Raw genomic sequence first — 13826 nt, forward strand, 5'->3', positions numbered from 1 at the left:
TTCGTTAGTTTGCTTTATAAAATTGTTGGATAGCTTCGTCGATGTAAACCCAGCCTTTCCAACCTAAGTGCATATGATCTTTTAAGAAGTACTTATCATATTCATGATTTGAGAAATCAGCAATTGGATAGCCAGCTTGCTTAATTTGTTCATGAACTTTATTGTAGTATAATTCGCGTTTTTCTTTCGGGAAGCCAGCGTAATCATACCAAGGACCTTTTACAGGAACAGAAATGAAGAGCGGTTTTGCGCCAGATTGTTTTAATAAATCAAGTACAATTTGTAAATCTTCATATTCTGGTGATTGGTCATAAGCATCATTTTTTAAGTAACCTTCACGTTGTTTTAATTTCTTCTTAATTTTGCTATTGAAGTAATCATCTTCGATACCATATTCGTTAGAGCTTGATTCTACTGCACCTGTTTGATCAGCATGCTTACGAGCTTCTTCCCAGTTCATTTGTTTCAATGATGGATCAAGCTGTTCTTTATGTGGCTTAATATTAAACATAGCTGTAAATAAGTCTTTACGATCTAGAATGTTACGATAAATATAAGCGAAAGGTTTAGCAGCAAGTGCTTTTACTTTATACTTTGTATCATCGTAGGCGATACCTTCAAGTGAAATTTTTAATAAAGTTTCTTTTTTAACAATCTCAAAGTTTAATAAGCGTTTTGCAATTTGTTTTTTCATTTCAGGTTTTAAATCATCGTTGAAAATGAAGTGGTAACCTTGTTGTTTGGAAAAGTTAGGTGCAAAGTGTGTCTCATCAATACCTTGTGGTACAAACCATTGCGGAGAAAGAACGAATATCATTTTCTTATCTTTCAATTGATCCATTGTAGATGCGAAGTTTAATACATGTACAAGGTCTTGTGTTCCACCGCGCCCAAGTAGGAATGGTGTGAATCCTTCAGGCTTTACTTTGAAATAATTCGATGGATGGAAAGCATCCATACGTGCGAATTCCGATGAACCGTACATCGGAAGATATTTCGGGTCTGCTAACATCTTTTGCTGTAAAATCATACTTTGAATCTTTTCTTCTTTTAAAGAAGTCGCAGCTTGTTCTACTTTCTCATCACTTAAAAGTGGAAGTAGGAAGCGCGTTGGAATAAGTAAGAATACAGCAAAAAGGGCCAATGCTAAAAGCATCGGACCAAATTTTACTTTGTTCATCGGATTTCTTCCAACTTTTTAATAACCATATTTGGTGTAGCCCATTCATCGCGGTCAAAATCAGAAATAGAAACTTCAATCTCTAAACGCTCTTGGAATTCTACTAATAAAGATACTACAGCGAAAGAATCAAGAATACCTTCTTCAAATAATTGAACATCTAAGTTTTCTTTCACAATATCGTTTTCACATACTTCTTCTAAAATATCTAATACTTGCTCTTTGAATTCTGCCATTTTTAAAATCTCCTTTATATCCGAAATATATTATATGTGCAACTTCTTAATGGGATAAGAAGGGTGCATTAAAAGTATCTGTTAAGGTGTCCAGAGAAGATCAGGAAACCGAAACATACAACGTGGAACGTAATTACAATCGCAAGGACGTGTGTAAATTTATTGTTTGGCCAAAACTTATGCTTCTTGTTTTTTCGTTCGAAAATATCGAATAAGATAAACAAGGCAGCGTGATATAGACCATAAATAACATACTGCGCAACAGCGCTTCCTTGGATGTGCCAAATTCCCATAATGAAAAAGTTTAAAAATGCACCGATATACGAAATTGTGTAACGGTTCTTAATTAACTTTTTCTTCGTTGCAAAAAAGACGAAACGCATGTAAATAAAATCACGGAACCAGAATGATAAACTCATGTGCCAGCGGTTCCAGAAGTCTTTAATGTTACGACTAAGGAATGGCTTATTAAAGTTTTCTGGAGTTTTAATTCCCATCATGTAACTGATACCAATTACGAACGCACTATAACCTGCAAAGTCAAAGAATAACTGCATGCTAGTAGCGTACATAAAAATCACATTAGATAAAAGTGTATCTTGATTGGCGAATACTGCCTTTACAAGATATGTTGTTATCAAGTGCGCGATTATAAATTTATACAGAAAACCTTGGAAAATACGGTTAATCCCTGTATATAGTAACTTTTGATATTCCTCAGCACTAGGCGGCTTTTGAATATCTTTTTGGAATCTACGGTAACGATCGATAGGTCCACTTGAAATCGCAGGGAAGAATAAAACGAATTCCCAGAAATTAAAGAAGGAAAGTTCTTTAATTAAATTATCACGAACTTCAAAGACCATCTGTACAGCTCTAAATGTTACGTAAGACATACCTGCGAAAACAATAAAATGCAATTCAGGTACAAACGGTGCGATTTTTGCCAAAATAAGCGGTAAAATCGATAAAATAACAGCTATACAAAACGTGAATGTACTATTATTTTGTTTTCTTAAAATTAAATAGCCTTTAATAAGGGCATATTGCCAAATAATAAATGCGGCTAACATGATTGCTTGCTTCGGTTTATCAGAGAAGATAATAACGAGCATTACTAATGTTAAAACGGCATTATATTTACGCAACATTTTACCTTTTAATCCAGCTATGATAGTAGGTATTAATAAAATGCCTACTATAGCGAAAAAATAAAATGATCCATATGCGGTCATGCTGTAACCTCACTCAATAATTTTTTGCGATCTACCTTTCCATTTGGTGTCATTGGAATAGAAGATTGATACATGAATTTACGTGGAATCATGTAATTTGGTAATCGCTCATTGAGTTCTTTTTTGATTGCAGATGTTAATTTGAATTCTTTTTCAAACGAATGCTCTCCAGGAACAACAACCGCTAATAAGTAATCATATTTTTCACCTTTTTTAATTGGAACAACAACTGCACCTTCTACGTAAGAACACGCGCGAAGATGATGTTCGATTTCTTCTAATTCCATTCGATAACCATGAAGCTTAATTTGGAAATCAAGACGACCATTATAGAATAGAAGACCATTTTCTACATAGCCAGCATCACCTGTTTTATAGGCGCGCTCACCATCAATCATGGTAAATACTTTTTCTGTTAATTCAGGGCTTCCTAAATAGCCAACGCTTACGCTTGGACCGACAATTACGATTTCACCTTTTTCACCGTCAGGTGCAATTGTACCATCTTCTTTCATAATAAGAAGGCGACAGTCTGATTTACAGTAGCCAACTGGAAGTGATTTGTATTGATCAAGCACTTCTTCTGTAACGTGAATGCCTGTTACAGCAACAGTAGCTTCTGTTGGACCGTACGTATTCATAATTGCTGCTTTCGGGAAACGCTCAATTAATTTTCTAGCTACTTCATTTGGTAACACTTCACCGCAGAATAAGAATGTTTTCATGTTTGGTAGCATACTTTCAGAGAAAGAGGCTTCCATTAAACACATTTCTGCGAAAGATGGTGTCGAAGTCCATACTTGTATATCCGATTGCTCTAAAGAAGCAAACAAGTCTTTTGGACGTGCAATCATGTCTTTATCGATTGCCCAAAGTGTACCACCTGTTACTAATGATGGGTAAATATCCATTACAGATAAATCGAATGAGAAAGGTGCTTGGTTTAAGAATACTTGCCCTGTTTGTAAGTTGAAATCTTCTACAGCCCATTTTGTAAAGCTAACAAGACAGTTATAAGTAATCTGAACCCCTTTCGGATTACCTGTACTTCCTGATGTGTAAATAATGTAGAAGTTCTCATCACCTTTTACCGCATGTTCAGGATTTGGAGTATTCCCTTTATGAGTAAAGAAAATATCTTTTAAGTTATCTTCACTTGTAATGCGAACTGGTAAGTCCGTTACCGTTACTTCTGCCCCTGATAACAGTAATTTCGCACCAGAACTTTCAGCAATACGTTGTACACGATCAGCTGGAATAGATAAATCTACAGGAATGTAAGCATGTCCAGCTTTTACACAACCTAAAAAGTTAATAATCATTTCAGGTTGCATATGGCCATAAACCATAATTGGTGAACGATCATCTGGATACTCAGAAGAAATCCAATGTGCTAACGCATCAGAATCTTCCTTTAATTGTTTGTACGTAATTTTCGCATCTCGCCAAACAAAAGCGGTTTGATCAGGCGTTTCTACAGCCCACTTTTCAATTTGTTCTAATAACTTCATAACGTTCCCACCCTAGAATTCATTGTAAATAAATGTACTTGTGTTTGTATCATGGAATCCATACAACCAAAGTAATGCAAATAAAATTGCAAGGTAATAAACCGTCTTTGCAACCCATTGTGTGAGTGGTTGAGACCATATCTCTTTTAATCTTTCCATGTCTTTCCCTCGCTTAATGAAATAATAGCTCTTTGTAGGTATCATGTCCTACATGATTGTGAAAAAAACAAAATCCCACATTTTAGGTAAAAATAAGTCAAAAGGCTCTTTTCTGATATTAGCACTAAATACTAAAAAAGAAAATCCCTAACTTAGCAATTATATTACATTCAGCATGAATTTGTAATGGGTTTGACATGTAAATAGGAAGTGGATTGTGTGAATGTATAAAAGTGGATTGTGAGAAGGCGAGAAAATATAATATTTGTTTTGTTATTCCTGAATTGGAGTGGGTTAATAATCACTGGGTACTTAGTACATTTTCAAGGTATAGAGCCTTTTAAAAGGAGGTAATTATTATGAAAAGAGAGTGGAGGAGTGTTATTTCAGAGGAAAATATCATTAAATGGAGACGGCATTTCCATAAGTATCCGGAATTATCGTTTCATGAAAAAGAAACTTCGCAATTTATATATGAAACATTATGCTCATTTTCTTCTTTTGAAGTAACGAGACCAACGCAGTACAGTGTGCTAGCAATTAAAAGAGGAAGGCAACAAGGAAAAGTAGTTGCGATTCGAGCTGATATAGACGCATTACCAATTCAAGAAGAGACACTAAAGCCATATGGATCGGTTAATAAAGGTGTAATGCACGCATGCGGGCACGATGCACATACAGCTATTTTATTAAGTACAGCAGAGACGCTAGCAAATATGAAGGAAGATTTTGCAGGCGAAATCCGTCTGTTCTTTCAGCACGCAGAGGAAGTGTATCCCGGTGGTGGACAAGAAATGGTGGAGGCCGGTGTTATGGACGGCGTCGATTATGTAGTAGGTTTGCACGTTATGTCTGGATTAGAAAGTGGAAAGATAGGAATTGTATATGGCCCTATGATGGCAGCACCAGACGTATTTACAATTGAAATTTTAGGAAAGGGTGGTCACGCGGCACGACCAGAAGAAACGATAGATCCTATTGCTATCGGAGCACAAATTATTACAAATTTACAACATATCGTATCAAGAAATACAAGTGCTTTTATGCATAGAGTAGTGTCAGTTACACAATTTCATGGGGGGATGGCCGATAATATCATTCCTAGTGCAGCAGCTTTAATGGGAACTGTTCGATCTTTTAATCAAACATTAAGAGAGGAAGCAAAAGAGAAAATTGAGCAAATTGTAAAAGGAATTACAGAAGCACATGGGGGAGATTATACATATACGTATCGTTACGGATATGATCCAGTTGTTAATAATGAGTACATTACGAAAATAGTAGAAAAAAGTGCGATAAAATTGTTCGGAAATCAGCGTATTGTGCATCTTGAACCTTCTATGGGAGGGGAAGATTTTTCAGCGTATTTAAGAAAAGCACCTGGTTGTTTCATTAAATTAGGAACAGGGAATAAAAATATTGATACTTGTTATCCACATCATCATCCGAAATTTGATGTGGATGAATCGGCTTTAATTAATGGAGTGGAACTATTTTTAGAGGCAACTATAAGACTACTAGAAATTGATAAAGCATAAAAAAAGGCAACTGCACTCTATTGCAGTTGCTTTTATTTCTTCCGTCAGAGAGGGCTGAGAAAGAACTATGCTCATTTATAGTATATGAATAGCTAACGGACAAGCTTGTACATTTTAACTATTTTTTAAAAAATAGTTATTGACTTTGATAATCAATTTCAATTAATCTAATGGTATAATTGAAATTGATAATTATTATCAATGAAACAGATGAGGAACCTTAATGAGAAAAACATTTCACCTTTTACGAAGGGGATTAAAAGGTGAAATGTTGATAAGCATATTGAATGGCAACGAAATGTAATTCGTTCTGAATATGTAGATGAGAAGAGTACACTTCAAACAGAAAAAGAGATACAAGGTAAAAGGAGAGGTTCAGTTGAGTAAGTTAGTAATGATTTTTGCAAGTATGAGTGGAAATACAGAGGAAATGGCTGACCATATTGCGGGTGCGATTCGTGAAACAGAAAATGAGATTGAAGTAATTGATATTATGGATACACCAGAAGCTTCTATATTAGAGCAATATGACGGGATTATTTTAGGTGCTTATACTTGGGGAGATGGTGATCTTCCTGATGATTTTTTAGATTTTTATGATGCAATGGATTCTATTAACTTAACTGGTAAAAAAGCAGCTGCATTCGGTTCTTGTGATTCGGCTTATCCGAAATACGGGGTAGCGGTTGATATTTTAATAGAAAAGCTGCAGGAGCGCGGGGCAGCAGTTGTGTTAGAAGGATTGAAAGTAGAATTAACGCCAGAAGATGAAGATGTAGAAAAATGTTTACAGTTTGGAGCTGAATTCGTAAAACACCTTTCTTAATGGCAGAAGGGAGATGAAGAGCAATTGCATGAGAAAATCTCAATCAAAACGATGACAGATTACCATTTGTATGATTTTATGCGTTGTCCGCATAAATTTTATTTCCGTCATATAAAAAGAAGAGAACCTTCTTCATTTGAATGGCAACAAATAGCGCAAATGATTGTGAATCAAATTATTAATGAATATTACACGCTACCTGCGGGCCAACAAACGAAAATTGTACTTTTAATATTAATAGAAAAGTATTGGAAAAAAGTAAGGATTAATATGTTTGCTTCAAAGGCGGAGTACTATATTGTTTTAGCAAAGCTAACTGATCACTTATTACAGTTTGTTGAAAGGGATGATAGTCAGGCACCGCCGTTATTTTTATATGAGAAGTTTCAAACATATATGGAAGAGTTAGGTGTCCACATGTCATTGACATTTGAAGTTGGTGAGTGGAGTGCTGAATCGTTTGTAATTAAAAAGTATGTTGTCGATGCGGATGAGGAAATGCTTGCTCTTTGTCAGAAGCTAATGACAGTATTCAGTTATAAAGCTTTCGGTATTCTTCCGGGGAAAATTGAAGTTATTAATTTAATAGAAGGAACTAAGTATGAGTACATTCCAAAGCAGGAAGATATTATAACTGGAATGGATGATTTATTTAGAATGAAAGAAATGTTGCAACAACCTGAGCACTATACAGAGCGTCATTTTCGTTCTGAGTGTATGAGTTGTGCGTTTCGTAGTGAATGCCAAAGGGAAGAAGTAAAGAAAGAAGCGAAGCAGAAGAAAAATATAGTACATTAAAGGATGCAATTTTGCATCCTTTTTTGTTATTGACATGAAAAGCTTTTCATCATTTACCGTATATTTGTAGCAGATTAATAAAGGGAGGAATAATCAATGAAAGATGAAACGGCAGTATTTCAATGGTTAAAAGAACAGAATGCTCCTTTTGGAATTCAACTGCAAATTTTACAGGCATTTCAATTGTATAAAGTTATTGTTGAAATGGATAAAAAGTTAATGATGTATGAGGAGAGAGAGTATAGGGAGAGAATTTAATCTCGTCCCTGTAGTATTGCTTTAAGCTGTTCTTCATTCTTCTTTAATGTTATTTCGTTGTTTGTTTCAATGTTATAAATAAGGTTATGTAGTAAAGGGCTGTATTGATAAAAGGTAGTGATGCGGTGAATGAATAATGGATCGCGGTGAGAAATAAGTGTACTGTATTGTTCATATACAGATGTAGTAAACTCACGACCGAAATCATAATATAGCCCAGCAAAATCAAAAGCGGGATCGCCAATTTGAGCATCTCCAAAATCGATAACACCTGAAATGGTTTTGTTCAAGTTGTTAAATAAAATGTGGTGATGTGTAAAGTCAGCATGGATGATTGTATTTTGAAAGGCAGATTTAGCTATACAGGTAAAGAAATTTTCGAATAAACGATTTAAGGCTGATTTCTGTAATGAAGTAAGATTGTTAGTAAAATATTGATTTAATTTTGTTTGTAGTTCTTTCCAGTAGGTAAGTGTTTTTTCGATAGGGAACCCTAGCGTTTCAGTACGTTTTAAAGGAATACTATGTAAAGCCGCAAGGAAAGTGGCTAATTGTGTAATAATTACTTCAAGTTCTTTTTTCTCTAGCTTTGCAAGTAGTTCAGTTGTTAACGGTTCACCATGAATGAGAGGATAATAGCTGCAAAATGGAACGGTATTACAATTATTCTTATACAATAGTTTATACTTAGGGACTGCAATTTCTTGTAATGAATGAGAAAGAATAGTGCACAGTTCTTTTTCTAACGGAATTCGCTGTGCATATTCAAGTTTTCGCGGGAAACGAAATAGTAGTTCGTCATTTATAATAACCGCTATATTATCCCACCCTTCTTCATTTTGTATATATGAATGTATAGAAAGATCTGGTAGAGCTTCTTTTATATATTGTTTGTAAGAGTCCATAATTGTTCCTCGTTTCTAAGTTAAAGGTAGGGTATTCTATTTTATGATATCAGAATTTTCTTTCTATATGTTAAAATATAACTATCATTAATGGAGGAGGGTGGGGTGCATTATGAAGAAAAGAATATTAATCATTTCTCTATGTATCGCTTTTGGATTGTTTTGGCCATATAAAGAGGAGGTTTTTGCCACCTTTAAACCGATAGATCGCTACGAGTTAAATAAGGAATTAAAGAACAAAAGTATAGAAACTTTAACTGATAAAGAAATGAAAATGATAGGAGAACACTTTGTGACAGCGCAACTAGCAGTGTTTGAGTTTAATAATAAAGAAGATGTGAAACGAAAAGGTGAAGAAATATTTGTAAGTAGAGGGTATGAACAGTTAATAGAAAATTATTACCCAAACCGTTTTCGGGATTTAGAGTATAAATTTACAAACGAAGAGATACGTGAAGAGACAGATGAGAGTTTTCGCTATCATGCTGTAGCGTACGTTACTGGTATTGAAAATGGCAAGAGAAGTGAAATGAAATTAAATTATGACATGAAAATTGTAAAGGTTAATAATTTATTCATGGTGTTAGAACAAAAACAATATGTACAATAAAAAACCCTCTAGAAGCAGAGGGACTTTAAAGATTTTCATTTTGTTGACCAAGTTCTTTTTGAGCAATGTATAAATTTCCTTGCTCAACTTGTTTCAGTGTATGAACAGAATCTCCTGTATATCCTTTTTCCGTTTTCACAGTTCTTTTTGAACGATTTGAATCTTGTTTCTTCATATAATAGACCACCCTTCTTTAAAAATAGACGAAAATGATGAGCACGAGTAATACAGCTGCGAAAATGGTAATGCCCATTAAAAAAGAAGTATTTTTATATTTAGGTGGCTTATGTACATCTTGCCGATATCCAGGTGAAATTTCAGAGGCGAATTCTTCATCGAATGATTGTTTCTTTTGTTTTTCGTCCATATGTATCCACCTTTCTTTTTCATTATGTTACACGTTACAAGAAAAAATATGCATGAAGAAAACAGCCGCTATATCATTAGCGGCTGCTTTGCGTTGTATATTTTCTTTGTACTTGAAAGAGACGGATAAGCAGGAAGATTGCTCCAAATGCTAGACCGATAATAAGACCGATCCAATAACCTTTTGCTGCCCAGTCAGTATAAGTTGCTAACATGTAGCCAAGAGGTAGACCTATTACCCAATAAGCTATTAATGTCATAATTAAGGCAACATTTACGTCTTTATAACCACGAAGTGCTCCTTGTACTGGAGTTGCAATCGCATCTGAAATTTGAAATAAAATCGCGAATATAAGAAATTCTTTAGCTAAATGATGGACATTTGCATTTGTCGTATAAATAGAAGCAATTTCATCATCAAAGAAATAAAGAAGGATTGAATATAAAAGAGCGAAAGCAAGGGCTAACCCAATTCCGATAAATCCATATTGTTTCGCATTATTGTATCGTTTTGCTCCAACTTCAAATCCAACGGCTATCGTCATTGCCATTGCTAAACTTAAAGGAGTCATATATAACAAGGAAGCAAAGTTCATAGCTGCTTGATGTGCTGCTATTGTTGTCGTACTAAAATTACTCATCATAAGTGTTACCGCAGCGAAAATACTCGTCTCAAAAAAGATAGCAAATCCGATAGGGACGCCAAGTTTCAGGAATTCCTTCCAGATTGTAAAGGAAGGGCGGTATAACTGTTTAAAGATATTGAAAGAAGCGAAAGGCTCTTTCGTACGAATAATAATAACCGTAATAATTAAAATACACCAATAAGTTGCTGCAGAAGCGATTGCCGCACCAACACCACCGAGTTTTGGAAAGCCAAAGTGACCAAAAATTAATAAGTAATTTAATACTACATTAATTGGTAATGATAGTAATGTAATAATCATCGTTGTTCGAGTTTTTCCTAATGCATCAATAAATCCACGTAAGACGGTGTAAGTAAATAAAGGGATAATTCCAATCGCGATAATAATTAAAAATTGTGCTGCAATACGTTCCACCGGTTCTTCTAATTGCATGCCATTTAAAATAGGTGAAACAGCGAAGAATCCGATAAGGATAACAACGAAACTAGCACAAATTGCTAAATATACTGCTTGTATGACAATGTGGGGAACGTCCTCCTTTTTCTTTGATCCAACGAGCTGTGCAACAATAGGAGTAGTAGCCATTAAAATTCCTGTTAAGCCGGTACTAACGGGAAGCCATATACTTGTTCCGATAGCAACACCCGCTAAATCAATAGGACTCGCATGTCCTGACATTGTCGTATCAAAAAAGCTCATCGCAAATAATGACATTTGCGTTACAAAAATCGGGAAAAAGAGTAATAAAAATTGCTTTAACTTTTGTGAGAATGAATTAGTTTCTTTCATAAAATCCCCTTTCAACGTAAAAAACAAACTCTTATTATCATACAATTTAATCAAAAAATAGAAAAGAAATAAGCGTATACAACAAATGAAATCAATAAAAAAAGGATGCACTTTGAAAAGGGATAAGGTATTATGATAAGGTGTGAAAAAATTACATATGCGTTATTAAGGAGGCACTAATTGTGGCTGATTGGTTAATTGGATTAATCATGGGTGCTGTTGAAGGTTTAACAGAGTTTCTACCAGTATCATCAACAGGACATATGATTTTAACAGGACACTTAATTGGATTTGAAGACGATAGAGCGAAAGTTTTCGAAGTTGTTATTCAGTTGGGATCGATTTTAGCAGTTGTTGTTATATTTTGGAAGCGTTTATGGTCATTAGTTGGAATAGGGAAAGTAACAGATGGGCCATCGTTAAATTTATTACATATTATTATCGGGATGATCCCTGCTGGAATTCTTGGTGTATTATTCCATAGTACAATTAAAGAAGTTTTATTCGGTCCAGGACCGGTTGTTATTAGCTTAGTAGTTGGTGGTATTTTAATGATTGTTGCTGAGAAGTTTTCAAAACCAAGTACAGCAAGAACGTTAGATGAAATTACATATAAGCAAGCATTTACAATTGGAATGTTCCAATGTTTAGCACTTTGGCCAGGATTTTCTCGTTCTGGATCAACAATAAGTGGTGGTTTATTAGCTCGCGTTTCGCATACAGCGGCAGCTGAATATACGTTCATTTTAGCGGTACCAATGATGGTAGCTGCAAGTGGCTTAGATTTAATTAAAAGCTGGGATATATTAAGCTCGGCTGATATAACGTTATTTGCAACTGGATTTATTACAGCATTCGTTGTTGCGTTGCTTGCAATCGTTTCATTCTTAAAATTATTAGCTCGTGTAAAACTAACACCGTTCGCTTACTATCGTTTCATTTTAGCTGCGGTATTCTATTTCTTCATTATGTAAGTATAAAATATCAGCAATACCCTATAGAATAGACACTTGAAAAAAAGTCTACACTGTAGGGTATTTTTTTATAGAGAGAGAAAAATGAAACTTTTACCTTCAATTACTTGTATTTCACCATGTGAAATATGCCATAATGATTTCGTTATAATAATTTTAAGGAAATCGATAGGGTATTTGAGAGGAGCAATTTAGTGAGTTTTGCAATAGAAATAGTAATTCCAGCACCAATTGATGTTGTATTTGATTATGTACACAATGACGAGAAAATACTAGAATGGAGTACCTTTATGGTAGAAAATAGGTATCCTTCAAATATAGATGTTGAAAACCCTCGTGAAGGTGACAAATATATATCTGTGCAAAAGATGGGGAAGAAAATATATGAATTTGAGGCGGAAATTTTAGAGTATGATGAACCGTATATCGTTTCAGTTGGATGTGAGATGAAGCAAGGTTATACAGCTGCAACTTATATGTTAGAAGAGGATGAAGAAGGTACATCGCTTACTTTAATCGTAGAATTTGAACCGAAGAATTTTTTATATAAGATTATGTACAAGTTGACTTGGTGGATGACACGTGGAATATACATGGGTGAAATGGAACGTTTAGCAGCGTGCGTAGATGCTGTATATTCTCAGAAAAAAGGATTATAATTTAGTAAAATAAAAAACCTGCCGAAATCGGCAGTTTTTTTTATTTTACTACTTTCTCAATCATGCTTTCCATTACATGTTCCCAAAGAGAAGTATCATCAGCTAATGTAGCACGGAAATTAGCATACATTTCTTTTTGTTTCTCTTCGAATGTTGGATCTTCTTTTTCAGGTAATGTAGCGCGCATTGAAGTTACTAATTCTTGTACTTTTGGAGCGCGTGGTCCAAAGACGGCTTGTTCATTTCCGTCTTTATCAATGAAAATAAAGATTGGAATCGCACGTGCTGTTCCGTTTGTTAAGTATTGATCCATTAACTCTAAGTTTTCATCGCGAATTAATAAACGCATATCAATATTTGCAACTTCAGAAATTCGTTTCATAACAGGTACACATAAAAGAGCGTCGCCGCACCAGTCAGCTGTTAATACGATAACGCGCCAGCCATCATTTTGACGTTCTTCTAAAACTGGAAGTAATTCATTTGGAATTAAAAAGTTATTGTAAATGTGTAGTAGCTCGTATTGGTTTACTTTCATTTCATTCACATATGTATCAAAGGACATGCCTTTATCAGCCCATTGTAGTAAGTTCATAAGTAACACCTCTTTAGTATGATTTATTTTTATTGTACCAATTTTTATATAGAAAAGCTTGTATTCTTACTCTTTCTTATCACTAAATAATTTATTTAGTGTGTAAAGGAATAGTGTGACACATAATTCAGCTATGTTGGGCATTTGTACACTCTCTATCCAGTCATCGGCGGTATGTATGACAAACCAATCTAACGTAATTTCAATTATAGAGAGCAGAGCAATTGAGAGCCAATTGGGCATACTTGTCATCATTGGATGTAGGAGCACTTTAAAGAAAATGAATATAAAATATGTAATACCGTCTAATAAAAGAATGAGTAAAAAAAAGAGTAGTAGAGCTGTTCTTGATGAATATTCTATACCTGTAATATGAAAGATTCCTACATATACAAAAAATATAAATGCAAAGAATATAATGAGAATAAGAATAACAACACTAATAATAATAGTCTTATCTTTTAGACTGAGATTAGAAAGTTTGTCTTCTTCACTCATTGCCCCAACTCCTTTTTCTGGAAAATCAATTTCATTGTACCA

18 protein-coding genes are annotated in these 13826 nt (G+C 34.5%); 7 read left to right on the forward strand and 11 right to left on the reverse strand.

Features of this window, described 5'->3' with window-relative positions; all coding sequences use genetic code 11:
* Positions 1 to 4: 4 nt before the first annotated feature.
* From dltD to MHH59_RS06915, 5 genes are all read right to left on the reverse strand, one after another.
* Entirely contained in the window at positions 5 to 1180 is a 1176-nt protein-coding gene (dltD, locus tag MHH59_RS06895) for a D-alanyl-lipoteichoic acid biosynthesis protein DltD (protein WP_113936993.1), read from the reverse strand.
* Entirely contained in the window at positions 1177 to 1416 is a 240-nt protein-coding gene (dltC, locus tag MHH59_RS06900) for a D-alanine--poly(phosphoribitol) ligase subunit DltC (RefSeq protein ID WP_002011622.1), read from the reverse strand. Before dltC ends, dltD begins: the two co-directional genes overlap by 4 nt.
* Positions 1417 to 1484: 68 nt before the next feature.
* The gene (gene dltB, locus MHH59_RS06905; RefSeq protein WP_002126234.1) at positions 1485 to 2651 is read right to left on the reverse strand and encodes a D-alanyl-lipoteichoic acid biosynthesis protein DltB; all 1167 of its coding nucleotides are present in this window, start codon (positions 2649 to 2651) and stop codon (positions 1485 to 1487) included.
* Complete coding sequence (dltA, locus tag MHH59_RS06910) at positions 2648 to 4162, reverse strand: D-alanine--poly(phosphoribitol) ligase subunit DltA (RefSeq protein ID WP_002086765.1); 1515 nt, start codon at positions 4160 to 4162, stop codon at positions 2648 to 2650. Before dltA ends, dltB begins: the two co-directional genes overlap by 4 nt.
* Before the next feature lie 12 nt (positions 4163 to 4174).
* Entirely contained in the window at positions 4175 to 4321 is a 147-nt protein-coding gene (locus MHH59_RS06915; protein ID WP_002011626.1) for a teichoic acid D-Ala incorporation-associated protein DltX, read from the reverse strand.
* A 359-nt stretch (positions 4322 to 4680) separates the two neighbouring features.
* Between MHH59_RS06915 and MHH59_RS06920 the strand changes: the two genes are divergently transcribed.
* From MHH59_RS06920 to MHH59_RS06935, 4 genes are all read left to right on the forward strand, one after another.
* Complete coding sequence (locus MHH59_RS06920; protein ID WP_113936995.1) at positions 4681 to 5859, forward strand: amidohydrolase; 1179 nt, start codon at positions 4681 to 4683, stop codon at positions 5857 to 5859.
* Positions 5860 to 6238: 379 nt separating this feature from the next.
* The gene (locus MHH59_RS06925) at positions 6239 to 6685 is read left to right on the forward strand and encodes a flavodoxin (RefSeq protein ID WP_002086759.1); all 447 of its coding nucleotides are present in this window, start codon (positions 6239 to 6241) and stop codon (positions 6683 to 6685) included.
* 24 nt (positions 6686 to 6709) lie between these two features.
* Positions 6710 to 7483, forward strand: coding sequence for a hypothetical protein (locus tag MHH59_RS06930; protein WP_002140953.1), 774 nt, complete (start codon positions 6710 to 6712; stop codon positions 7481 to 7483).
* A 96-nt stretch (positions 7484 to 7579) separates the two neighbouring features.
* A complete protein-coding gene (locus tag MHH59_RS06935) occupies positions 7580 to 7741 on the forward strand; it encodes a hypothetical protein (protein ID WP_002126244.1) in 162 nt (53 codons plus the stop codon).
* Here the strand turns inward: MHH59_RS06935 and MHH59_RS06940 are convergent.
* Positions 7738 to 8646 carry an aminoglycoside phosphotransferase family protein gene (locus tag MHH59_RS06940; RefSeq protein ID WP_201055869.1) on the reverse strand — a complete coding sequence of 303 codons (909 nt, stop codon included), beginning with the start codon at positions 8644 to 8646 and terminating at the stop codon, positions 7738 to 7740. The genes MHH59_RS06935 and MHH59_RS06940 overlap by 4 nt on opposite strands.
* A 112-nt stretch (positions 8647 to 8758) precedes the next feature.
* Between MHH59_RS06940 and MHH59_RS06945 the strand changes: the two genes are divergently transcribed.
* Positions 8759 to 9256 carry a hypothetical protein gene (locus MHH59_RS06945; protein WP_002126248.1) on the forward strand — a complete coding sequence of 166 codons (498 nt, stop codon included), beginning with the start codon at positions 8759 to 8761 and terminating at the stop codon, positions 9254 to 9256.
* Positions 9257 to 9281: 25 nt separating this feature from the next.
* Here MHH59_RS06945 and MHH59_RS06950 read toward each other — a convergent pair whose 3' ends face one another.
* The 3 genes from MHH59_RS06950 to MHH59_RS06960 form a co-directional block, all read right to left on the reverse strand.
* On the reverse strand, positions 9282 to 9431 hold the full coding sequence (locus MHH59_RS06950; protein WP_050000110.1) for a hypothetical protein: 150 nt from the start codon (positions 9429 to 9431) through the stop codon (positions 9282 to 9284).
* Between the two features lie 18 nt (positions 9432 to 9449).
* Positions 9450 to 9623 carry a 2-isopropylmalate synthase gene (locus tag MHH59_RS06955; RefSeq protein ID WP_201055871.1) on the reverse strand — a complete coding sequence of 58 codons (174 nt, stop codon included), beginning with the start codon at positions 9621 to 9623 and terminating at the stop codon, positions 9450 to 9452.
* Positions 9624 to 9699: 76 nt separating this feature from the next.
* Positions 9700 to 11058 (reverse strand): MATE family efflux transporter, encoded by a 1359-nt coding sequence (locus MHH59_RS06960; protein WP_002126252.1) that lies wholly within the window; start codon positions 11056 to 11058, stop codon positions 9700 to 9702.
* Between the two features lie 182 nt (positions 11059 to 11240).
* Between MHH59_RS06960 and uppP the strand changes: the two genes are divergently transcribed.
* The gene (gene uppP / locus MHH59_RS06965; protein ID WP_002011643.1) at positions 11241 to 12032 is read left to right on the forward strand and encodes a bacitracin resistance undecaprenyl-diphosphatase; all 792 of its coding nucleotides are present in this window, start codon (positions 11241 to 11243) and stop codon (positions 12030 to 12032) included.
* A 194-nt stretch (positions 12033 to 12226) separates the two neighbouring features.
* On the forward strand, positions 12227 to 12691 hold the full coding sequence (locus MHH59_RS06970; protein WP_340850994.1) for an SRPBCC family protein: 465 nt from the start codon (positions 12227 to 12229) through the stop codon (positions 12689 to 12691).
* A gap of 40 nt (positions 12692 to 12731) precedes the next feature.
* Here MHH59_RS06970 and MHH59_RS06975 read toward each other — a convergent pair whose 3' ends face one another.
* Positions 12732 to 13319 (reverse strand): thioredoxin family protein, encoded by a 588-nt coding sequence (locus MHH59_RS06975; protein WP_078175613.1) that lies wholly within the window; start codon positions 13317 to 13319, stop codon positions 12732 to 12734.
* A gap of 33 nt (positions 13320 to 13352) precedes the next feature.
* The gene (locus tag MHH59_RS06980) at positions 13353 to 13784 is read right to left on the reverse strand and encodes a regulatory YrvL family protein (protein WP_002126264.1); all 432 of its coding nucleotides are present in this window, start codon (positions 13782 to 13784) and stop codon (positions 13353 to 13355) included.
* Positions 13785 to 13826: the final 42 nt, after the last annotated feature.

The organism is Bacillus sp. FSL E2-0195 (assembly GCF_038003645.1).
GTDB classification, from domain to species: domain Bacteria; phylum Bacillota; class Bacilli; order Bacillales; family Bacillaceae_G; genus Bacillus_A; species Bacillus_A mycoides.